The organism is Lactococcus ileimucosae (assembly GCF_943193185.1).
Taxonomy (GTDB): Bacteria; Bacillota; Bacilli; order Lactobacillales; family Streptococcaceae; genus Lactococcus; species Lactococcus ileimucosae.
On record NZ_CALPDE010000003.1, the window covers coordinates 41,354 to 62,640 of the forward strand.

Below are 21,287 nucleotides of genomic sequence, written 5' to 3' on the forward strand. Positions count from 1 at the left end.
AACCTGCGTTTCTTTTCATTCTTAAAATCCTCCCCTTTTCTAAACGCTTAGCTCCCCTCTATAAATGTAATCTCATAAGCCACTTTGTGAAATTACATTTATAGAAGGGAGATTAAGCATTGGCTTAATCTCAACTTTCTATTAGGCTTGTTCGGCTTGCTCAGCTTCGTATGCTTCTTTTTCTTGTTGTACAAGAATCGCATCGTATTTCTTAGCAAATGGCCAATAAATAATCCCTGTTACAAAAATCATCAACGCTTGCCATAAAGCCCCTTGCCAGCCTCCAACAATCAAACCTGAAAGGATCGGTGGTGTTGTCCAAGGAACATACATCCCATTAAATGGAGGGATGATATGTAGTGCAATAGCCGCATAGGTTCCGAAACCCGAAACCAGCGGTGCAATCAAGAATGGGAAAGCCAAGATTGGGTTCAAGACAATAGGCATACCAAAGAGTACAGGCTCATTGATGTTGAAGAATGCAGGCGCCAGAGTCAATTTCCCAATCGTTCTCATTTGCACGGAGCGTGCACGATAAACCATAAAGATAACGAAACCAAAAGTCATTCCCGAACCTGTTACTGTAATAAATTGGTCCATGAAAGCTTGCGTGACAATGTGTGCCCCATGTTCAAGTGACAAGTTTCCTTCTTGGAAAAGTTTAAGGTTATCTGCGTTATTTGCTAAAAGTAATGGACTCATAATACCGCCAATAACTGTTGCACCGTGTACACCAAACCACCAGATAAACACAGGGAGAAAGGCAATCAGGAAGACACCTAGAGGTCCATCTGCAACATGTTGCAATGGTGTTTGAATCAAAGTATAAATCCACTCAATCGGTGTTTGGTCTGTTGTCAATACAGACAAGGCATAGACCAACATAGCGCCAAATGTAATCGCAAATGCGGGAATCAAAGCCCCAAACGAATCAGCAACATTAGCTGGCACTTGTTCAGGGAGCTTGATACGGATGTTTTTCTTCATGAACCAAGAATATGACCAACCCACAAGCAAGCCACCTACAATCGCGAGAATCATCCCTTTACCACCTAACCAGGCAGCATCGATAACCCCATTCACTTGATATTCTCCAACTACAGCAGAACCATCAATGATTTTAGTCACTGTTGAAATAGAGCTTGGTTGAAGCATAACCATAACAATAATAGCAGTCAGTCCCGCAGAAGCGCCTTCGAAACCTTCACTTTTTACCCAGGAATAAGCAATACCAAAGGTTGCAAATAAGGCCATAATACCAAATGATGCAGCATATGCTTGATTAAAAATCGGGGTCCAACCAATCTGTGAAATCCAATCTGCAACATTTTGTTGCGGGAAGTTTGCCAAGATGAGGAAGATGGCTCCAATAATGATGAAAGGAATAGGATACAACATACCGTTTTTAATCGCAGTCACGGCTTTTGTATTCAAGAATTTCATCATTGGAGGCATTAATTTTTCATTAATAAATTTATTCATATCTATACTCCAAAATTTTATTTTATATATTTTTAACTCATTAAGACATCTGCAGCTGCAACTACATTTTTACCGTTCATCATGCCGTAATCCTGCATTTTGATGACGTCACATGGAACGCCTGCTGCAGCTGTTTTTTTTATGACTTCTGCTTTCATGTAAGCCACTTGCGGACCAAGTAATAACACATCTGGTTTATGTGATCCAGAACCTGCCAGCATGTTATCAATCTCTGCTACTGATCGAGCAAAAATTTCATAGTCTTTTCCTGCTTCTTTAGCTGCTTGCTGCATCTTGGTTACAAGCAGTGAAGTAGACATACCTGCTGCACAGGCAAGTGCAATAACTTTTTCTGCCATTTCCTCCTTTTTCTCCTTTCTTCTTCTTTTGAGCTCACAATCATTATAACGCTTTCAGAAAAGGCTTTCAACAAGCTGTCTTCTGCGGTTTTTATAAAATGAAACAAAATAAAAAACGCTTAAAAATGCGGTTTTGGAGATTTTCATTGTTTAAAAAAGCAAAAAAACTTGCGAATTTGCGCAAGTTTTTTAAAACATGTTTCGTTTTTTGAAACAAACCTCTTTTTCAGTTTTCTAGAAAATGAAGTGTTTTATGGGCAAGTACTTCAAGGACGGCAACGACAGGCAACTGAGTTGTCAAATTTCCTAAGGGATAAAGTTTGGACCACTCTGGAGTCAAGTTATAAAAAAGTTGGAGGTCTGCAAGTCTCCCTACTGTACTGTCCTCATTATTAGTTAAGGAAATGATTTGCGCTCCCTCCTGCTTAAATTCTAGCTCCTTATTGATAATCTGGATTGTCTCCCCCGAAGCAGAGAGAATCAAAGCAATAACATTTCCGGTATCATTAATTTGGATGGCCTGAAAAGGATCGTTGATGACAAAGGCCCGCAAACCAGCATTAACAAAGTACTTACATGCATAATCAGCCAGAGAACCTGAATTTCCAATCCCCATAAAAACGGTATAATCTGCCTTAGCAATCATTTTTGCCGCTTCATTTAAACGTTTTTGATAACTATCAGAATTCATGCGACGTAAAAACATATCAAACTCTAACATGTTGTCATAATGCTGTTCTTCCGCTGTTTTTGGTTTGCTTTGATTTTTAAGAAAGAATTTTAGTTCTGACCAGCCATTAAAGCCTAACTTTGTACTCATTCTTACAATCGTTGTCGTTGAAACATGGAGCTGGCTTGCCAAACTCCGAATGGTTGAATTTTGCACTTTTTCTGGCGATTTTATAATAAAATCAAGAACCAGAGTTTCTAGCTCGTTGAGCTTGCTTATCTGTTCTGGCTGAAACATCTGAAAACTCCTTTATACAGCTGAAAATAGTGTGAATTTAATTAAATAATAGCCCAGAGCCAAAGTCTCTCTAGCATAATGCCCCGCAACTTGCAGAGGAGATGTACGACTTGCAGCAGCATAGCCTTGGTAATTTTCATACCCTAGCCTTGAAGCCAAATAAAGACTGCGATACAAGTGAAAATCACTCGTGACGATGAGTACCTTTCCTCGGACATACTTTTTAGAAAACGCGAAATTCTCAACAGTATTTCGCGCTTTCCTTTCCTGAATAATCCGACTAGAGTCAAGGCCATGTGCTTGAAGATAGTCCGCCATACCTTCCGCTTCCGTCGTGGGAGAGCCCGCACTCTGATAGCCTGAAACAATCACCTGAGCCTGTGGATGCTGCCGCGCAAGTTTCAAACTTGCATCTAGACGCTCCTGAGTCGTCGGCTCTGGCTTTCCATCTGAAGCGATGCGACTCCCAAGAACCACTATCGTTTCCAACCCCTCTACGTTTTCTGGACGATGGTTGGAGGTACTAAAAATCAAGCCTAGGCAAAATAAAGCATAAACACTTCCCAAGGCAAGGACTATATTTAGAACCCTAAAAAATTTTTTCATTAAAACTTTTGTTTACGTGCTTCACGTTGCTTCCGTGCATTTTTATTATACTCTGCACGACGCTTTTTCATATTTTCTTCTTCTATGGCCCATTTTAGAGCACGTTTGTAACCTGGTTTGACCTTTTTCTTACTTTTAGCCAGTTGACCACGTAACTTGTTGGACAATTCACCCGTCTTGGCTGTCCGTTTTTCACGACGGTCTCGATCATAAGAGTCCACGATCTCACCATTTTTCACGGCCTTTGGCTGGAAGCTTACACCCATTTTTTCGATTTCACGAATGGCTGAGTCATCCGCCGGGCTATAAAGTGTAATAGCCGTTCCAGACAGACCATTGCGCCCTGAACGCCCCACGCGGTGAACAAAAAAAGACAAATCACGTGGAAGCTCGTCATTAATAACATGACTCACCCCTTCAATATCAATACCGCGTGCTGCAATATCTGTGGCAACAACAAACTGATAGTCCAAGTTTTTGATACTGTTCATGATGCGCTTGCGCTCACGTGGAGGAATATCACCATGAATTTTAGCCACTTTTATACCATTACTTACAAGAAAATGATGGATATCATCCACACGACCTTTTGTATTTGCAAAAATCATTGCCATATAAGGATTTGTTGCTTTTGAAAGCTGAAGCAAGATTTGATTATGCGAGATGCCTTTCGTTGATATCAACCAGTTTTCAATCGTATCTGAGATTACCGTTTTCGTTGCAATCTTTTCCATAACTGGATTATTCAAATATTTTTTGAGGAAAGGCTGTAATTTTTGAGGAATAGTTGCAGAAAAAACCAGCATCTGCACTTTTTTACCAAAACTTGCAGCAATCTTATCCACATCCGTCAAGAAGCCCATATCCAACGTCATGTCCGCTTCGTCAACAACAAAGGTAGAGGCTGTATGAACATCTAAAGCCCCTGACTTGATTAAGTCTTGAATACGGCCCGGTGTACCAATAACAATATGCGGTTGTGCTGTTTCGAGCTTCTTAATCTGACGCGCCTTATCTGTCCCTCCGACATAGTTCACCACTCGAATCGCCGCGTTAAAATTGACAAATTCTTGAGCAGCCTGATAAATTTGTGTAGCAAGCTCACGTGAGGGTGCAGTAATGACAGCTTGGACTTCATCAAGATCCGTGTTTAATTGTTGGAAGATAGGAAGTAAGAAAGTATGTGTTTTTCCTGAACCAGTTTTAGATTCCCCCACCAAATCACGGCCTGACAAAACGACAGGAATCAGTTTTTCCTGAACAGGAGTTGGCGAAACAAACTTGATTTTCTCAAGCGTTTCATTGATATAATTTTTAAACTTAAATTCTGCAAATTTCATAACTCCTATTATAGCATGAATAAAACATTTATAAAACTAGGGTCAAGTTTTAAGTGTCATTCTGTCATAAAAACTTTGCCTTAATAGAAAAGTTTCTTTACTCTTATCTTTATATAAAACAGCTGGGGCTTTTCATATGAGGGGACATTTTAGCACTTGAATTATTTCTAGAAATAGCACTGATAGGCTGCCCTCCTAGCCAAAACAAAAATAGCCAAATCGAAATCTGACTATTTATTTCATATTCTTTTTCATTCTGTACAAGAGAAAGTTGCAAGGTTTCATAAACTTAAGGCTTATAAAGTATTTTTTGTCAATTGGCTTAATAAATCTTCAAAAGCTACTTCATATTGTTGGATATTTCCAGCTCCCATGAAGACATAAACCCCACGATCATGGTCCAACAAGGGGGAAACATTTTCTACCGAAATCACACGAGCAGGTTTACGTACTTTATTTGCAAGGTCTTGCGCCGTGATTTCATGATGATCAACTTCACGTGCGGAGCCATAAATCTCTGCAAGATAAACCGTATCTGCCGAATCCAACACCTGAGCAAACTCATCTGCAAAGGCAATCGTACGCGTAAATGTATGCGGTTGAAAAACAGCAACGATTTCACGATCTGGATATTTTTGGCGTGCAGCATCGATAGTCGCTTCAATTTCGGTTGGATGATGTGCGAAATCATCGATAATAATTGTCTCCCCAACTTTTTTCTCTGTAAAGCGACGTTTTACACCGGAGAAAGTCAAGAGATAATCCGCAATATCATTCATGTCTAGACCAAGCTGATGTGTCACACCGACCACAGCCAGAGCATTGGCAATATTGTGTTTTCCATAGGCAGGTACAACAAAGTGTCCTATCTTCTCACCACGGAAATAAGCATCAAATGAGGAACCACGTGTGGAGCGAATAATATTCTTCGCTTGATAATCATCACCATCTTCAAAACCATAGTAGTAAATGGGTGCTTCTGCTGTAATTTTACGCAAATAAGGGTCTTCACCAAAAACAAAGATACCTTTTTTAATATTTTGTGCATAGTCTTGGAAGGCGGAAGCAACATCCTCAATATTTTGGAAGTAGTCTGGGTGGTCAAAGTCAACATTTGTGATAATCGTATATTCTGGATGATACGGCATGAAATGGCGCTCATATTCATCAGACTCAAAAACAAAGTATTTACTCTCTGCGTTCCCGCGTCCCGTACCATCTCCAATCAAATATGAAGTGTCTGCAGCATTTTTCATAACATGAGCAAGGATGCCCGTCGTTGAAGTTTTTCCATGAGCACCGGCCACTCCAATACTGATGAAGTCTTCCATAAAGTGCCCCAGAAATTCATGATAACGTTTGAAAGCAAAACCATTTTTTTCAGCAAAGGCAACTTCTACATTATTGTCCACACGAAAAGCATTACCCGCAATTATTTCGACATCTGGTGTGATATTTTTCTCATCGAAAGGCAGAAGAGGAATTCCAGCTTCTTCAAGACCTCGCTGGGTAAAGTAGTAATCTGTCGTATCAGACCCTTGAACCTTTTTTCCCATTTGGTGGAGCATAAGCGCGAGTGCACTCATACCTGCGCCTTTAATTCCGATAAAATGATATACTTTTTCCATGATAAATAAGAAATTTCAGCCGGAACTGAAATCTTTTCTCCTTCTTTTATTTAAAGTCCGCGGTCAAACAAGTTCTTGCGCTTATTGTCAAAATACTCGTTTTTAGCAGTTTTATTTTTATCTTCCGCTTTTTGGGGAGAACCTGAAATAATTGCTTCATCGAGATTCAAACCACGTTTTTTCATATCCCGAATGGGATTATTGTTTACCGGACGTCTCGGAGACATCGGTTTTTGTTCAATTGCTTTTTTCTCACCAAGTGGAGATTTAGAGGCATTAAGTATTGCTGATGAACGGCGCATAGAAAAATCATCCTTATCACGCTCTAAAGGATGGACATAGTTTTTTGGACGTTTCGGAGGCACTGCGGCTTCTCTCTTAGCTTTTTCTTTTGACTCATCAACACTTGTCTTTTTAGGCATCTTATCAAAAGAACTGTAACCACTATGATTGCTATTTAGCGGACGATGCTGTGTACTATAGCTGACCTTCGTTTTTATTGGCTTATAGACATCCGAACGTTTTTTATCAGACATTTGAACACTACCAAAAGAAGCCTCGTCTTGTTGACTAGGATTTTTGGTGATTAACTGTGAGTTCGTCATGATGACACGTGTATCTTTTTCAAGCATTTCATCATCATCGATGATTGGAAATACAACTCTTCTTCCTTGGTTCATTGCTTGTCCTACTTATTTTTTGTTGGTTCTAAAACTTTTTTATATTCATTAAAAAGCTTGTTTTTTCTTATTTTTTTCTTAGGTAAATGATTCAACTATTATTATATCGCATTTTCAGTGATTTTTAAAGTTATAGTCCCAAAATTTCTCGGATTTCTGCTTCACTGAGTGTCTTGTCGATCACATCCCCATCTAAAACATTCGCAATCAACCCCTTCTTACGTTCTTGAATTTCCATTATTTTTTCCTCAATCGTCCCTTGTGTAATCAAACGAATGACTTCAACGGTACTTTTCTGCCCCATACGATGTGCCCGTGCTATTGCTTGTTCTTCTACTGCTGGGTTCCACCAGAGATCAACAAGGATAACCAGATCTGCACTGGTAAGATTAAGGCCTACTCCTCCTGCCTTGAGGGAGATAAGGAAAGCATCGCGACTTCCTGCATTGAAAGCTTGCACCATCTCCAAGCGCTCTTTCACAGGTGTTGAACCTGTTAACTTATAAGCTGTCAGGTTTAATTTTTCCATCGCTTCTTCAATATAAGGAAAGGTTTTAGTAAATTGTGAAAAAATAAGAGGACGGTGCCCTGAGCCTTTAATCTGTTCCAAAAGCTCCATCAAGCTATCAAGCTTACCAGAGCCACCTTTATAATTCTCCATGAAAAGAGCTGGTGTATTACAAATTTGGCGAAGACGTGTGATACCTGCAAGAATTTCGATGCGCGATTTTTTGAGACTTGCGCTGTCCATTTGGCGTACCGAACGTTGCATCAGCTCCAGCTGCGCCAAGTAGATAAGTTTTTGCTCTTCAACCATATTATTACGCAAAGTCATTTCCATCTTATCAGGCAACTCTGTCAAAACATCTTCTTTTTTACGGCGCATGATAAAGGGATGTATGATACGCGCGATGACTTCTGGTGACATTTTATTGAATATCTCACGCTTAGGCAAAAAACCTGGCATGATAACTTGGAAAATAGCCCAGATTTCTTCCAAGCGGTTTTCCAGTGGTGTTCCCGATAAGGCAAAAGTATGTGCCACATTGAGCTGACTCAGTGCTCTATTTGTCTTACTGCTGTAGTTTTTAACAGCTTGCGCTTCATCCAAGAGAAGGTAAGTAAGTTTCTTGTTCTGATAGTCATCGAAATCTTTGAGGAAACTTCCATAGCTTGTAATATATATTTGATGTTTCCCCTGAATCATCGCCTCACGCTCTGCTTTCATCCCATCTACAACGACATAATCCATCTTATCTGTGAACTGCTCAAACTCACTCGCCCAGTTATAAACAAGACTTGCGGGAGCAGTAACTAAGGCTGTTTCACCCTCCTTCAGGTTTGAAAGCAAATAAGTGATGGCCTGAACCGTTTTTCCCAGCCCCATGTCATCCGCTAAAATACCACCCAAATGGTAATGTGTCAGCATAGACATCCAACGTACACCCGTTTCTTGATAGCTACGCAACTCTGCTTTCACATGCTCAGGTTTTTCGTAAGGATAGGTTTCCGGATGTATCAAATGGTTATAGAATGCCTTAAATTCTGCCGAAAAACTGCTGCTTGATATATTCTCAAATATCTTAGAAACTTGAAAACTCCGTGTGACGTTGACTTCCAAGCTCGTTCCGCTGATAGTAAAATTATCATCAAGCTCGCGTAAAGCCGATTTCAGCTGGCTAAATTTCTGGTCAAAGATAAATAATTTGCCCTTTTCACTGACATAATACTCTGCATTATTTTGCAATTGTGCAATGACATCGGCAAACTCATTTTCACCGATACTTGGCATTTCAAAGGCAATATCGAGCAAACTCCCACGACGGTCAATTACAATTTCGGGAACTTCATCAACCCTCATAGCTTTTAAAGCAGGTGAAAGTTCTACGTCCCCTAACTTTTGAAACTGTGGCAGGATATTGATAAAGAAAGTTTCCGCAAACTGTGCCGAAAGCGTCACACTACCTGTAAAAGAACGGGCAAAACCAAAACGCGCCATAAGTGTAAATATTTTGTTTTCCAGACGCAAATCACGTGAAAATTCAAGCGTTTCCAGCTCATGGAAGTGGGACACTTGGAAATTGCCATAATCAAACCGAACAGACAATTCGAGAGTTTGACCTTCAGGATTGGAAAAATAAAAAATAGGCCTGAAAGGACGGATAACAAAATTCTCAGGTGCTGAGATTTGGCCTAGAGTAGAAAGCTGCTGAAGAGCTTGAGCTACCTTATCTTTATCCGTGTATGAAAATTGATTGTGTTTTTCACCTTCCAACTCTTTCTGAACCAACTGTAAAAGACGTTTCTGTTCATGGTTGACCTTATAAAAGACGTTGTTGTAATACAGGAGCGATCCGCTGTAAAAAGAACTGAACGCATGATCTTCAATCTTCAACTCAATAAAATCTCTTTGACTCGTAACACTGAACTTGAAAATTTCCGAGTCTTTGTCTAAAGAAGCAAACGTAAAATAGTTAAGCAAACTTCCAAATATTCTTAAGCTAAAGCGCGACAGATTTGAGGCCAAGTCCATCGCTTCTTCAATAAAAAGATAGGGAAAACTGAGATAGCGTCCGTTTTTGATATAGAGCTGGTTAGCTATTTGTGTATCTAACTTGCCATGAATCTTAAGCAGGAAGCTTAAAAAGTCCTGACTGGCCTCGTCAAAGTTGTCAAAAAAGAGGTCGACATAATGAAGGGCCCCTAATGAATACTGCCCAAAATTTTGTAAGGTTCTCAAAAAATAAGGGATATCTTTGATGACGTAAGCTCTTCCTAGGCGTTCACTATATAGACGCAGGTCAAAATACATGAAATAATCCATAGAGAAAACATCATAAAGTTGCGCACTGTCTTCAACATACACTTCAAGCGAAAACTGGTCCGCTCCAAAACTTACCTGTGTTTCACCATTCAAAGCATCCAAAAAAGAGGCATTAGCAGCCAGGTCATCATTTGCAACCAGCTCTATCTTTTCTAGATTTTTCTTATCTTCTTTGTTTTCTTTAGCTTCGTTCTTGAGATATTCTTCAACTGCGGCAATATGCTTACAATACCGATGATTACGCTGAAACTCTGCACAGGAACAATAGTCCTGCGCCCCATCCATATCGTAAATCACCTGCTCTCCATCGACATCAACGGAAAGTTTAAAGTCTTCTATTGACGGATCAATCAAAAGGCCCTGACCGTATAGGGCGATTCCCTCACTGCGCACGCGCGCCGGCATCATTCTGCTCATCTTGTTTTTATCCTATTTTGATGCCTTCTTGCACCAACTCTCCGTCTTTTTTTCTTACTCATCCTATTAAAATGTGCATATATTATACCATATCTCAAAGCTTTTTTCACGACAGTCTTCAGAAAGAAAAGCTTTGCTTTTGGACATAAAAACTCTTTTTTTATAAGCGGTGTTCATCTTTTAGTAAGTCATTGCTTGATGCTGTTACCAACTCCAAAAATGTTTTTGAGAAAGTTTCTGGTGGTTCAGGAAAATCTTGGTTCAGCCAAGCAGTGACAATGCTGATAATATTTTTAGAGATAATCTTTACTCTGAAAGCTCCTGATAGGTGCATTTTTTTCCGCGAATCATTTTCATCTAAAAATGGCAAAAGGTATGTGCTTAGCCTTGTTTCAACCATCCTTCCATAATACGAATCCATAGAAGTAGTCGTTAAGACCCTAATCCAAATCCTGTATTTGTAAGCTATGGGTAAAATTTCCTTCGCAAAAAATATAAATGGTGATTCATCTTTCTTTAGAGCCGCACTGTCCAAGTGTTTAAATATTTCCAAATTTATTTTGTTTCTGATATCTTCCAGAATCTCCTCTGTATTTTTATAGTGCTTTTTATAAATAGCCTGTCTGCTTACATTTGCTTCTCTCGCAATTTCACTTAGCGTAAAATGCTGCCTATTTGGCTCTTGTAATGCTAAACGGAAAAAGGAATTGATTATGTTTTCACGTGTTCCTAACCCCATCTCCTGTCCCACCTTTTCTTTATTTTTCGAATTATTAATTTTTCCTTAAAAGACTTCGGGGATAATTTTAATAAAAAAGTTGACACTTTGCAACCAAAAACTCATTTAAAGATAATAAACAACGTATATTCTTGCATTTTCGAGTCTTAAAAAATGTGTCAAATCATACACTGTGTCAACTTTTAACTTATTTACACTTGATGAGAGTTGTGTTAATTTTAATATAAAGAAACATACATTCTATATATTCACATTAAATTTATAATGAAAGGTTTTTTTATGCTTCTATCTCGAAAAATATTAAAGGGTCTCCCTTATATGACCTGTATCCTGCTTCTGATCAGCGGACCGATTTCTGGAATTCCTGCGAGTCATGTAACAGCCGATACACTGCAGACTCAAGCAACTCTCTCTGGAATCACTGGACGAACAGATGGTATCATCCATAAGGGGCAGCCGAAAAAGCAGATTCCCGGAAATGGGCAAGCCTATCAGATTGCTCAAGGAATAACAGTATCTGGTAACCAAGGTTCTCCCGAATGGGTATTCACTGCCGATGAAACTGCAATACCTAATACTACCTTCACTGTCTATGTTTGTGGCGTAGGCAACAGCTATGTTATTTATACAATCACGGTATATGGCGCCGGAACATACGTCCTTGATGCAAGCCAATATGGTTCATTTAATCAAGGTCTATCCCTTGAAGCACCTGAAGAACAGCCCACTACAGTAAGTGGTTCTGTTCGTGTCCATTATGTGGATGAGGCGGGTCGCCCTATTGCAGCAGTTGAAAACCTAGAAACCCTTTCATGGCTTGAGGGGGAGCCAGCTCCACAGTATCAAACCCTCAATACGCCTCTGTACCGTGAAAGCATCACTTATAATGGGGAGATATATAAACTTGATACAAGTCTCATCCCGAGCAATGCCAACGGTTTTTATCTTCCTAACCAAACTATCGCTATCACTTATGTCTACAAGCGCCCTGTGTCAGAAAAAGTTAAGGGAGACGTCATTGTCCATTATGTAGATGAACACGGTAAAAATATCGCAAATGATCAGAGACTTTCAACCTTGTTCTGGTTTGTCGGTGAAACAGCTCCTGCATACCATACCTTAGATACTCCCTTATATCAAGAAAAAATTAACTATGAGGGGAAGGTCTATGAGCTAGATGTAAACAAGCTCCCCAGCAATGCCAACGGATTTTACCTAGCCAATCAAACCCTCTCTGTAACCTATATTTATAAGTTAAGAGCAATCCCAGAAAACCCAGAAGAAGCTTCTGATTTACCAAGGGCCAAAGAGGACTCCCTCCCTGAAGCCAAAGCTGATACTTCCAAGCTTCTAGACAACTCATATACAAAAGAGAAGCTCCCAAAAACTGGGGAAAAGTCTACTTCGAACATCATCCGCCTTATAGGTAGCGGAATATTGCTCGCCCTGTATTGCATGATACGAAGGACCCAATGAAAGACTATGAGATAAAGAGAGGAGTTCAGATAGTTTCAACAAGAAGTGTTTCACAGGATGTTTCAGAATACCTTGGTTAAGCTTTTTCATGTCTTAAACTTTTTATCGCCTCAATCTTCCATTAAGGAATAGAGAAGTATCGATTCAACAAAAGCCAAGGGTTACAAAGAGCTTCTTTTCTCTATTAATTCCTGTCCTCACCGTTAAAATAAAAAAAAGCCAACTCAAAGTCAGCTTAAATTTTGAATCAATCTTTCGATAAGTACATCCCTGTCCGCAATCCATTGCGCTCGATTGTCTGCCAGATGCACCCGATTGGACAGGAAAATCACTGCTTTTTTCGTTTCTAAATTCATCAAAATAAATGTTCCTGTATAACCTGTGTGCAACAGCCATTGATTATGGATGAAATCCCAAGCCAAGCTCCTTGGACGTTGACCAAAAGCAAAATTCTTTTGAAGGGTCAGATACTTTTCATCTGCAAAATAAGCCTGGACAAACTTTACTAAATCACCCATTGGCGCAAAAAGCCCTGCGGAGCCACAATGCCTACCAAGTACTCGTGCCTTAGGATCATGAACACTGCCTACTTTTACATCTTGACTTGTAGGAACAGCATTTGTGACAGGTCCAAATGATGTGTCATACATCCCCCATTTCTCAAATACCTGTGCTTTCAAAATTTCATCTAGAGGTTGGTCATAAACTTTTTCAAGCATAAAGCCCAGTAAGATGAAGTTAATATCTGTATAATGGCAGCTCTTGTCCTCCGTCACCTCAATATGATCAATGGCAGCCTTTAAGCCAAAAAAGTCCAACTTGTCACGATTCTTTATAAAAGGATTGATTCCTGTGGTGTGTGTAAGAAGTTGCCGCAGCGTAACCGAATCTTCATGAAAGTCAGGATAATACTGTGTAAAGGGAGCATCAATATCCAGCTTGCCAGACAAGACCAGATTAATCACAACTGTGCCCGTACCTACAACCTTAGATACAGAGGCCAGATCCCACTTTCGCCCCGAAGCCAAGGGGCTTACTTCCGGTACTATTTCCTGATTTCCACGAATAAATTCTCGAACCTCCTGCCCTTCCACGAGGGCAAACTGGCAACCCGGAAAAACTCCTTGATTGATGTAGTCATCAATCTTCTCTAAAAACTCTTTTTCTTTTTTCATAGGCCTTGCTTGGTGAACCAAAGTTCCATATGCTGCGGAATATCAACCGCAAGTGTTTTTGCTTTTCTATCTAGATACAGTGTGTCTGTGGATAAACTTTCTGCGAAGCGAGTGAGGTCAAAGTCTTGAGACACCTGAAAACGCAAAAGCATCAAGTCTAACTTTTCGTCCATCGGTGCTGACAGATCAGGACCTTCATCTTCATGAAAGACAAGACGTAAATCAGGGAGCTCAATGCTGTTTCCCACTGCTTTTACCCCCAATATGTGTTCGTACTCTGTAACAATGGCCTTGTCCTCCACATTAATCTGAACTTCTTTGACAGAAAAATCTGACAAGCCCAAAAACTCTCCCTCATCAAAGTCCACATCTGCCTTGTCCACCTCGATTAAATCTGACCAGTCCTCTACAGAAACCATTAAAAAAACATCATTTTCTGGAGACACAGCTTCAAAAGCCCAGCTGTCTTTCACTTGATAAAGATGAGAAACTTTGTCTATATTACGCGCGAGGAGTTGCTCAATCTCATCTCCATCTGCCTGAATAACTGTATGCCCATGTTTTTTTACGCCTTGAACAGAAGCCAAACCTGGAGATTCTTCCAGTATTATTTTTGGCTCTTTTACTGCATAACCCGCCAAAAAAACTTCAGCATTTTCTTCATGAAGAACTTTCAAACCTAAAACTTCACGGTAAAAATTTAAATTTTCTTCGCGGTTTAACACGCGATAGCCAGGCAAGCAAACTTCTAAGTTATCTATAAATTCTTTCATTTTATTTCTCCATTAATCTTCTTACATTTTATTAAAAATTATTCAAAGTATCAACGATTATATGTTAGAATTATTTTATGACTAGATTTAAAGACCTCATAAAAAAGCCTTGGACTTGGACTATCCTTCCCGCTCTTCTCTTTGCACTCCCCTTTTCTTTAAGTGGAGGCTGGCTTCAGTGGTTGAGCCTCAGCCTTATTCTTTACCTTATTAGTTTGATTTTTACCTATAAAAAAGCGATATGGCTTGCGTTATTTGTGCTTTCCTTATTACCGAGTTTTACTACGGTACTTATAAGCCAGCTGCACTCAGAAAAAGCCTTTTCTTCCCTCGAGCAAGTTGTCTTCTTTTTTATTTTCTTTCTCTCCTTAGGCTTGTCCTACTTTCTGGCACGCCGTCGGAAGATTATCCCTCCCATTGCACTTAAGGAATTTCCTCTGGGAAAAATTTGCCTAGGTTTTGGTGCCCTTTTCCTCACCTCTCTCTTCGTTAACTTACTTGCTCAAGCCCTTGGACTACAGACAAGTACGGAAAACCAAGAAGCTCTGGATAAACTCGCTCAGATAATTCCCCTAGGCATCTTTGCCACTCAAACCATTTTTGCTGGTTTTTTTGAAGAACTAACTTATCGTGTCGGTCCTTTTGAAATCCTCTTTGAAAAAAACAAAATTTTAGCCTTTCTAACAGCCAGCCTACTTTTTGCTGCCGTGCATAGCCCAACCGACCTTTACAGTTGGCTTCTCTATGGTTCGATGAGCCTCGTTTTAACAAGCTTCTACTTTAAGTATCGCAACTTCTACCTCAACATGGCTATCCACATGCTCTGGAACTTCCTCGGTATAAGTACGGCATTTTTGATAAACTAAAACCATTATGGTATAGTTGATACTGTAAAATTAAAAAATTTGCACAATGGGTGCTCTTAGAATCTCTAAGAGCTGAGAAACACCATCTGACCTGATCTGGTTAGTACCAGCGTAGGAATGTGTCTGTATAAAGGACTTTTGTCCTTACTTCTCTTTGACCCTCCTTTGTGCCTACAAAAGGAGATTTTTTTATGCATCATTCTAAAGTTTTGGCGCTTACTGAAACTGCCATCGCAGCTGCCATAGCCCTTGTCCTGAGCTTTCTTTCTATCAACTATGCTCAGGTTTTCTATCTTGAACTTGCGGTTATCCCTTTGCTTATTTTGGCCTTACGTCGGGGAGTTCTATGGGGGATGTCTGGTGGACTTGTCTTTGGCTTGCTCTTGATTGTTTTAGGACAAGCGACCGTGCTTACACCTGTCCAAGTTGTTTTAGAGTATATCATCGCGCCGGTTTCTCTTGGATTAGCCGGGATTTTACGCCAAAAAGATTCAAGTAAGCCTCAGATAATCTTGACACTTGCCTTTTTCGGTGTCCTCATCAAGTACTTTTGGCACTTTATCGCAGGTGTTGTCTTCTGGGGACAGTATGCTTGGAAAGGTTGGGGGGCTATTCCCTACTCACTTGTTGCTAATGGCGTTAGCGGGCTCGCAACCGCTACTCTTGCCTCCCTTGTTTTACTCCTTATCTCAAAGGGAGCACCTCAAATTTTTCAGAGCAAAAAGTGATATGATATAATGAAAACATGAGCAAGAAAAGAAAACTAAAGAAAACACTGGTTGAACAAATCTTGGACAAGAATCACATTAGTCACGAAAGTCTTGCCATCAATGCTTTGGAAGATAAACTGCTGCCTAGTGATATTGATCGCAGTGACATTTACAAGACACTTGCACTTACAGGGGATAAAAGCGGACCACTCATCGGCATCCTCCCCTTAACAGAACACCTTTCTGAGAAAAAATTAGCCAAAGTTTCAGGCAATAAAAAAGTTCATATGATTCCACAAAAAGATTTGCAAAAAACTACGGGGTATATACATGGTGCGAACAATCCTGTAGGAATTTGGCAAACTAAAAAATTCCCTATCTATATCGATAGTCTCGCACTTGAAGCAGATAAGATTATTGTATCAGCCGGAGAACTGGGACGCTCTGTACGCCTCAATCCTAGAGATTTAGCAGCTTTTGTTCATGCAGAATTTGCTGACATCCGTGAATTTTAGGGAAAAAGAGAAAGCGCTCAATGATAGCTTTCTCTTTTTTCACTTTCTAAACCTTATAGTCTATAAAATAACACTTTACAAAAGCAGCTAAAACAGCTAAAATTAAGCTATGTTACCTAAGATTATTGCCACTTTGTACCCTCTTCTCACATGGCTTGTACTGGTTTTTGCTTTTAAATTTTTGCGTATCCGTCAGTTGACACGCCGCAAACTCCTTATTGCTGATGTGTATGTTCTGTTCTTGATTTATGGACTTCAACTTTTTTCAGAGCAGCTCACTGCTGTCAACATTTTGCCCTACTATCTTTTAATCTTATCAATCTTGGCTCTAATCTTGCTATTGCTTGATTTGTTCTACTATAAAGCTTTCAACTATAAACGCTTCTTTAAGCTTTTTTGGCGTCTCACCTTTATAATAACTCTAGCTCTCTATATTGCCATGATTGTGATGATATACTTGCATTAAGAAACAAAATATTTTGTCAATGCTTTTAAGTGTGGAAGATGAGGATAAAGTTTAAAAACAAAAAACGCTTAACTCCGTGCATAAGGATGCCGAAGTTGAGCGTTTTTCTTCTTACATCAAGCTCTTATCTCCTTTTTATTTCTAACAAAAGCAGTGTTATTGATGAACGATGAGGGCTGGACGAGTCCCTCTAGCTCCCCACATGTTATCTCTGGCGCCACCATCGCTTAGCCCTCCACTATCAGGGAATATATTCCAAGCATGTATGTTTGTTGAAGGTGTACGAAGCCACCATCCATTCTCTCCTGTGGCCAGTCTTTCTATATTACTAGGAAAAGCACGATCTGAACCTGATAAACGTGCCACATCAGCTAAAGAAAGGGAAAAAGCACGCGGTGTTCCGCCTGAATCAACTTGACTTTCATCCGCCATCACCTCTGGGAATGCGTACAGATTTGTAGGAAGAAAGCCAGCATCTATAATGACGCTCCCCAAACCCGTTTCTCCTGTGGTAAAACTATCCGACACAGGTCGCACCATGGCTTGGACATCTAAGCTAAGTTGACTATACCATTGATTATTGCGGTCATTTTGACTATTGAAGCTCGCACTAAGTATTTCATTCAGAATAATCAAATGATTCCCTCCACCTTGATTCTCCAAATAACGGTACTGCTCCCCAGCCATAGTAAAGATGGTTCCCGGTGCCATGATGCTAAAGTTGATTTGGTCAGGTTGGACATTGTCATCTGGTCCCGGGTTCCCCCAGTTGTTATCGATAGAACCGTTCTGTACGGCTGTCAGGAAGTCTGACAGGTCATCATGATGCGTATAGTCTGGATCTACAGCCAAGAAATCACTGATACGGTCAGGACTGATCAGTTGCCCGTCCACATGGATACCGTAATAATATTCGCCCGGGATGTTGTCCGCCGCTGCGGTCATCTGAGCGGCATCCAAGAGGTAAGAGGTGGTCTCTCCTGCTTGGAGTTGATTGGCCCAGTAGGCCCAGCCTGTTTGGTGGTCAATCACCCAGAAGTTCCCGACTTTCAGGTTATTGGGTAGGGCTGCCCACTGGCTGATTGTCATTGGGGCACGTTCTTGTTGCAGGTTTTGAGCGGCATCATGGCTGACTTCTTCGCCCGGCCAAACTGGTCCGCTGTTGTCAAAGCTGTCGCCAGAGGACCAGTAGGCATCTGTACCGTCTCCGGGATGTGTAGCTCCATCTGTGACACCGTCTGTGGCTGTACTTGTGAGCCAGTCACGGGCATGCCCTGCAGAGGCTGTCATCAGGTCTTGGTTGTCCCGGTTGAAGGTAGGCATGAACCACGGGGCATCTTGACCTGAGCGACTCCAACCAAAGGTCAGGTTGGCGTAGGTGTTGAAGGCAGCTGAGTCGCCTACACGGGTGTTGAGATTGGTCTCTGAGGGACGCATGACCGTCCAAGTGTTCACTTGGTCACGGATGGTGCCGGTCACTATAGGCGTAAAGTCTGTATCTCCTGCTGAGCGTTTCTCCATGAACTCGGAGAGGCGGATACGGGCCATGAGGGGCACATTGCCATAGTTCTCCACGAAGACGTCCTTGTTTTCGGTGTCTCGGTTGTAGTAGTCGTGGACACGGCCGCCGGGGATGTTTTCTCGGAGCCGGTCATTGATGGCCCGCTGGTTGAAGGCTTGGAAGGCGAAGGTGCCGCCTACCAAGAGCAATAAGAGGGACAGGAGCGCGAGGTTGCGCAGCCGCCGCTGGTTTTTCTTTTCTGGTGTCATAAACTCCTCCTTTGACGTAACTTGTACTTTTAGATTTTCATTACATATACATTTCTAATGTTACGTTTACTTTCTGAGTCTATAGTATAAAAAAAAAAAAAGGTCAAATGAAATGAGTGTTTGATGAGAAAAGGGGACTTTCTGAATCTGTAAAAAAAACCAGCTCATTAACGCGGGCCATACCACGCCAACTGAGCAGGTTTTATTCAATAAATCTAAGCACTCATTTCCCTTTTAAGCGAAGTTTTATATAGACTTTCACTAAAAAGAAGTTGACAAGGAGTACGAGTAAAATATAAAGTTTGGCATGCAAAAAAATTAAACCAAACACGAGCTCTGCAGCTGTGACAAAGAGCATTATACGCGACAAAACGCATTTAATGGCTGCAAACTTTGAAGAGCGACGTAGTGGATAGATGCGTGTCAAAAGTTGATAATCAAAAGATTCTTGCAAAGCAAACAATTGAAAAAGCAACAAATAGTTAAATACAGCCACCAAAATCACCGCAACAACAGCATTCTCAATAAAAACTAAGGATAAAACCGCGAGGAGCAGTAAACGCAAAGTCAGTGATAAATAATCCCCAGAACGTAAAAAAGCACGGCTAAAGAGGTATTCGTAGGTACGAAGTGTTTTTGGTAATAGAAAGTCCAGATATCGCCGGCGGCGGCTTTGTGTTTTTAAGCCCTTAACGTTGGTAAAGAGCGCAAAAAATCTCAAAGTATTGGTCTTACGGTTTTCTTCATAGGAAATCAATGCCTCCCAGGCAATAATCCCATTTGGGAGTATCTGGCGTAAACGGAAAGCTAAACCAGCTGCTTTCAAGAAGAGCAATATAAGAAACCACAACACAAGGGAAAGCAGAGACCAGTTTAAAAGAGGTGCAGCAAGTCCAATCAGGATAAAGCTGATAAAGGCTGGTAAGATCAGGGAACGCAACCAAGAAATATATAAATGTTTGCGAACTGCTCTCTCCTGTGGCAGCAGGAAAACCTTATCAGCAGACTCAACAAAGCTCGCTAGTCTTCCAAAGGCTTGACTAAGAGCTGATATTAAAACAATCAAGACCACTTTACCAGCCACATTTAAACTATGCGCCTGTAAAAATTGAGCATACTGTACAGCCAGTGCCCCCAACAAAATCATCAAGAAAAGCACAAAATGATCATTAAAAACATAGCGCAAGTATTTGAGGTTTTGCCGGTAGTATGCTTTACGGCGTTCTTCAAACAAGCTATTCATGAGCATTTACACCTTTCGTCAGTTCTAAATAAATTTCATCAAGGCTGGCATTTTCCTTGCCAAACTTTGCGCGTAATTCATCAATAGTACCAGCGACCAGCACTTGGCCTTCATGTAAGATAACAAACTTATCACAGAACTTTTCTGCTGTCGAAAGAATATGTGTACTCATCAAAATCGAAGCGCCAGCATCACGCATAGAAAGCATCAATGTAATCAAGTCTTGAATCGCTAATGGATCCAGTCCTAAAAATGGTTCATCAATAATATATAGGCTTGGATCTGTCAAAAAGGCACAAATAATCATCACTTTTTGCTTCATCCCTTTGGAAAAGTTAACGGGGAACCAGTCCAACTTATCTTCCAGACGAAACGTTTTCAAGAGCTCCTCTGCACGAGGCATAGCCTCCTCCACAGGTACTCCATAAGCCAAGGCTGTGACTTCAATGTGTTCGCGTAACGTCAACTCCTCATAGAGACTTGGAGTTTCCGGTATAAAACCGATTTTCCGACGATAGCCTTCCAGATCTTCCTGTAAGGTAATGCCATCTAACTCAATTTGACCAGAATAAGGCGTTAAAAGTCCAATTACTTCCTGAATCGTCGTTGATTTTCCGGCACCATTAAGACCGATAAGACCAACCAACTCTCCATCTGCTATATCAAAACTTACATCATTAAGGACTGGATGACCAAAATATCCTCCAGTCAGATTACTTATTTTAAGAGCCACATTAATATCTCCACTTCTTTTCAAAATTGTTATAAGTTAATTTTATCATATCCCCCCTTCTTTTGCTCCCCTCTACTGCACAAAGTCTTTAGCCTAGCTGTTATTATCCTCTTCGTCTTTTTGGAGAGTTTCCATCGCTGTTCATCAAACGAAAAAGTGCGCCTTTGGCCATCAAAGACTGGATAATATGCAGATGATTCCTCAAACTTATGTACTCCCACGATACGATGATGATGCTAGGCTGCTGCATCTTGGTCCCCTTTGGATATCAAGGGTTGCCTCACCTCTCAGAATCTTCTGAATTAATCTTATAACTTTAGGAGATTACAGTCTGAAGACAAGTGCCCAAGATGCTCCAATCAGAATACCTGTATAACAATTGACCTTTTTGAAGGATACTTTAACTTCTTGAAAAAGATTTGCTTTCTGAAAGGGACATTTTAAAAACTTTTCCTAACCAGTAACACTAAGCAAAATTAAAAGATTTTGTTATAATTTACTTATAACAATTAACAATG

Annotated in this window: 19 protein-coding genes and 1 riboswitch; of the genes, 5 read left to right on the forward strand and 14 right to left on the reverse strand. The window is 40.5% G+C overall.

The genetic code is table 11. The features are described 5' to 3' along the window. Positions 1 to 141: 141 nt before the first annotated feature. The 9 genes from NFR51_RS02185 to NFR51_RS02225 all read right to left on the reverse strand — a co-directional run bounded on the left by NFR51_RS02185 (position 142) and on the right by NFR51_RS02225 (position 11,042). Complete coding sequence (locus NFR51_RS02185) at positions 142 to 1,482, reverse strand: PTS sugar transporter subunit IIC (protein WP_251712126.1); 1,341 nt, start codon at positions 1,480 to 1,482, stop codon at positions 142 to 144. 32 nt (positions 1,483 to 1,514) lie between these two features. Further along, positions 1,515 to 1,841, reverse strand: a complete 327-nt coding sequence (locus tag NFR51_RS02190; protein ID WP_251712127.1) for a PTS sugar transporter subunit IIB — start codon at positions 1,839 to 1,841, stop codon at positions 1,515 to 1,517. Positions 1,842 to 2,067: 226 nt separating this feature from the next. Next, entirely contained in the window at positions 2,068 to 2,808 is a 741-nt protein-coding gene (locus tag NFR51_RS02195) for a MurR/RpiR family transcriptional regulator (protein ID WP_251712128.1), read from the reverse strand. A 12-nt stretch (positions 2,809 to 2,820) separates the two neighbouring features. Next, a complete protein-coding gene (locus tag NFR51_RS02200) occupies positions 2,821 to 3,414 on the reverse strand; it encodes a YdcF family protein (protein ID WP_251712129.1) in 594 nt (197 codons plus the stop codon). Further along, positions 3,414 to 4,754, reverse strand: a complete 1,341-nt coding sequence (locus NFR51_RS02205; RefSeq protein ID WP_251712130.1) for a DEAD/DEAH box helicase — start codon at positions 4,752 to 4,754, stop codon at positions 3,414 to 3,416. Before NFR51_RS02205 ends, NFR51_RS02200 begins: the two co-directional genes overlap by 1 nt. Before the next feature lie 296 nt (positions 4,755 to 5,050). Beyond that, entirely contained in the window at positions 5,051 to 6,382 is a 1,332-nt protein-coding gene (murC, locus tag NFR51_RS02210; RefSeq protein ID WP_251712131.1) for a UDP-N-acetylmuramate--L-alanine ligase, read from the reverse strand. Between the two features lie 50 nt (positions 6,383 to 6,432). Further along, positions 6,433 to 7,062 (reverse strand): hypothetical protein, encoded by a 630-nt coding sequence (locus NFR51_RS02215; RefSeq protein WP_251712132.1) that lies wholly within the window; start codon positions 7,060 to 7,062, stop codon positions 6,433 to 6,435. 130 nt (positions 7,063 to 7,192) lie between these two features. Beyond that, complete coding sequence (locus NFR51_RS02220) at positions 7,193 to 10,303, reverse strand: DEAD/DEAH box helicase (RefSeq protein ID WP_251712133.1); 3,111 nt, start codon at positions 10,301 to 10,303, stop codon at positions 7,193 to 7,195. Positions 10,304 to 10,463: 160 nt separating this feature from the next. Continuing rightward, on the reverse strand, positions 10,464 to 11,042 hold the full coding sequence (locus tag NFR51_RS02225) for a TetR/AcrR family transcriptional regulator (protein WP_251712134.1): 579 nt from the start codon (positions 11,040 to 11,042) through the stop codon (positions 10,464 to 10,466). A gap of 318 nt (positions 11,043 to 11,360) precedes the next feature. Between NFR51_RS02225 and NFR51_RS02230 the strand changes: the two genes are divergently transcribed. Beyond that, complete coding sequence (locus NFR51_RS02230; RefSeq protein WP_251712135.1) at positions 11,361 to 12,518, forward strand: MucBP domain-containing protein; 1,158 nt, start codon at positions 11,361 to 11,363, stop codon at positions 12,516 to 12,518. Positions 12,519 to 12,748: 230 nt separating this feature from the next. Here NFR51_RS02230 and NFR51_RS02235 read toward each other — a convergent pair whose 3' ends face one another. Beyond that, the gene (locus NFR51_RS02235) at positions 12,749 to 13,693 is read right to left on the reverse strand and encodes a serine hydrolase domain-containing protein (RefSeq protein WP_251712136.1); all 945 of its coding nucleotides are present in this window, start codon (positions 13,691 to 13,693) and stop codon (positions 12,749 to 12,751) included. Beyond that, the gene (locus NFR51_RS02240) at positions 13,690 to 14,466 is read right to left on the reverse strand and encodes a CppA C-terminal domain-containing protein (RefSeq protein WP_251712137.1); all 777 of its coding nucleotides are present in this window, start codon (positions 14,464 to 14,466) and stop codon (positions 13,690 to 13,692) included. Before NFR51_RS02240 ends, NFR51_RS02235 begins: the two co-directional genes overlap by 4 nt. Before the next feature lie 77 nt (positions 14,467 to 14,543). Between NFR51_RS02240 and NFR51_RS02245 the strand changes: the two genes are divergently transcribed. From NFR51_RS02245 to NFR51_RS02260, 4 genes are all read left to right on the forward strand, one after another. Further along, complete coding sequence (locus NFR51_RS02245) at positions 14,544 to 15,332, forward strand: CPBP family intramembrane glutamic endopeptidase (RefSeq protein WP_251712138.1); 789 nt, start codon at positions 14,544 to 14,546, stop codon at positions 15,330 to 15,332. Positions 15,333 to 15,368: 36 nt separating this feature from the next. Then, positions 15,369 to 15,467: riboswitch (TPP riboswitch) on the forward strand. Positions 15,468 to 15,523: 56 nt separating this feature from the next. Further along, positions 15,524 to 16,060, forward strand: coding sequence for an energy-coupled thiamine transporter ThiT (thiT, locus tag NFR51_RS02250; protein WP_251712139.1), 537 nt, complete (start codon positions 15,524 to 15,526; stop codon positions 16,058 to 16,060). A 17-nt stretch (positions 16,061 to 16,077) separates the two neighbouring features. Further along, positions 16,078 to 16,557, forward strand: a complete 480-nt coding sequence (locus NFR51_RS02255; RefSeq protein WP_202231193.1) for an aminoacyl-tRNA deacylase — start codon at positions 16,078 to 16,080, stop codon at positions 16,555 to 16,557. Between the two features lie 109 nt (positions 16,558 to 16,666). Then, a complete protein-coding gene (locus NFR51_RS02260) occupies positions 16,667 to 17,023 on the forward strand; it encodes a DUF3397 domain-containing protein (protein WP_251712140.1) in 357 nt (118 codons plus the stop codon). A gap of 156 nt (positions 17,024 to 17,179) precedes the next feature. On the opposite strand, the gene NFR51_RS02265 is transcribed toward NFR51_RS02260, so the two are convergent. The 3 genes from NFR51_RS02265 to NFR51_RS02275 form a co-directional block, all read right to left on the reverse strand. Further along, positions 17,180 to 18,793: a hypothetical protein gene (locus NFR51_RS02265; protein WP_251712141.1), complete on the reverse strand. Its 1,614-nt coding sequence runs from the start codon at positions 18,791 to 18,793 to the stop codon at positions 17,180 to 17,182. A gap of 223 nt (positions 18,794 to 19,016) precedes the next feature. Then, positions 19,017 to 20,036 (reverse strand): ABC transporter permease, encoded by a 1,020-nt coding sequence (locus NFR51_RS02270; RefSeq protein ID WP_251712142.1) that lies wholly within the window; start codon positions 20,034 to 20,036, stop codon positions 19,017 to 19,019. Continuing rightward, on the reverse strand, positions 20,029 to 20,769 hold the full coding sequence (locus NFR51_RS02275) for an ABC transporter ATP-binding protein (RefSeq protein WP_277613145.1): 741 nt from the start codon (positions 20,767 to 20,769) through the stop codon (positions 20,029 to 20,031). Before NFR51_RS02275 ends, NFR51_RS02270 begins: the two co-directional genes overlap by 8 nt. Positions 20,770 to 21,287 lie beyond the last annotated feature (518 nt).

Coding starts and splice junctions, on each gene's coding strand:
- NFR51_RS02185 (WP_251712126.1), bottom strand. CDS start 1,482: ATGAATAAATTTATTAATGAAAAATTAATGCCTCCAATGATGAAATTC.
- NFR51_RS02190 (WP_251712127.1), bottom strand. CDS start 1,841: ATGGCAGAAAAAGTTATTGCACTTGCCTGTGCAGCAGGTATGTCTACT.
- NFR51_RS02195 (WP_251712128.1), bottom strand. CDS start 2,808: ATGTTTCAGCCAGAACAGATAAGCAAGCTCAACGAGCTAGAAACTCTG.
- NFR51_RS02200 (WP_251712129.1), bottom strand. CDS start 3,414: ATGAAAAAATTTTTTAGGGTTCTAAATATAGTCCTTGCCTTGGGAAGT.
- NFR51_RS02205 (WP_251712130.1), bottom strand. CDS start 4,754: ATGAAATTTGCAGAATTTAAGTTTAAAAATTATATCAATGAAACGCTT.
- murC (WP_251712131.1), bottom strand. CDS start 6,382: ATGGAAAAAGTATATCATTTTATCGGAATTAAAGGCGCAGGTATGAGT.
- NFR51_RS02215 (WP_251712132.1), bottom strand. CDS start 7,062: ATGAACCAAGGAAGAAGAGTTGTATTTCCAATCATCGATGATGATGAA.
- NFR51_RS02220 (WP_251712133.1), bottom strand. CDS start 10,303: ATGAGCAGAATGATGCCGGCGCGCGTGCGCAGTGAGGGAATCGCCCTA.
- NFR51_RS02225 (WP_251712134.1), bottom strand. CDS start 11,042: ATGGGGTTAGGAACACGTGAAAACATAATCAATTCCTTTTTCCGTTTA.
- NFR51_RS02230 (WP_251712135.1), top strand. CDS start 11,361: ATGACCTGTATCCTGCTTCTGATCAGCGGACCGATTTCTGGAATTCCT.
- NFR51_RS02235 (WP_251712136.1), bottom strand. CDS start 13,693: ATGAAAAAAGAAAAAGAGTTTTTAGAGAAGATTGATGACTACATCAAT.
- NFR51_RS02240 (WP_251712137.1), bottom strand. CDS start 14,466: ATGAAAGAATTTATAGATAACTTAGAAGTTTGCTTGCCTGGCTATCGC.
- NFR51_RS02245 (WP_251712138.1), top strand. CDS start 14,544: ATGACTAGATTTAAAGACCTCATAAAAAAGCCTTGGACTTGGACTATC.
- thiT (WP_251712139.1), top strand. CDS start 15,524: ATGCATCATTCTAAAGTTTTGGCGCTTACTGAAACTGCCATCGCAGCT.
- NFR51_RS02255 (WP_202231193.1), top strand. CDS start 16,078: ATGAGCAAGAAAAGAAAACTAAAGAAAACACTGGTTGAACAAATCTTG.
- NFR51_RS02260 (WP_251712140.1), top strand. CDS start 16,667: ATGTTACCTAAGATTATTGCCACTTTGTACCCTCTTCTCACATGGCTT.
- NFR51_RS02265 (WP_251712141.1), bottom strand. CDS start 18,793: ATGACACCAGAAAAGAAAAACCAGCGGCGGCTGCGCAACCTCGCGCTC.
- NFR51_RS02270 (WP_251712142.1), bottom strand. CDS start 20,036: ATGAATAGCTTGTTTGAAGAACGCCGTAAAGCATACTACCGGCAAAAC.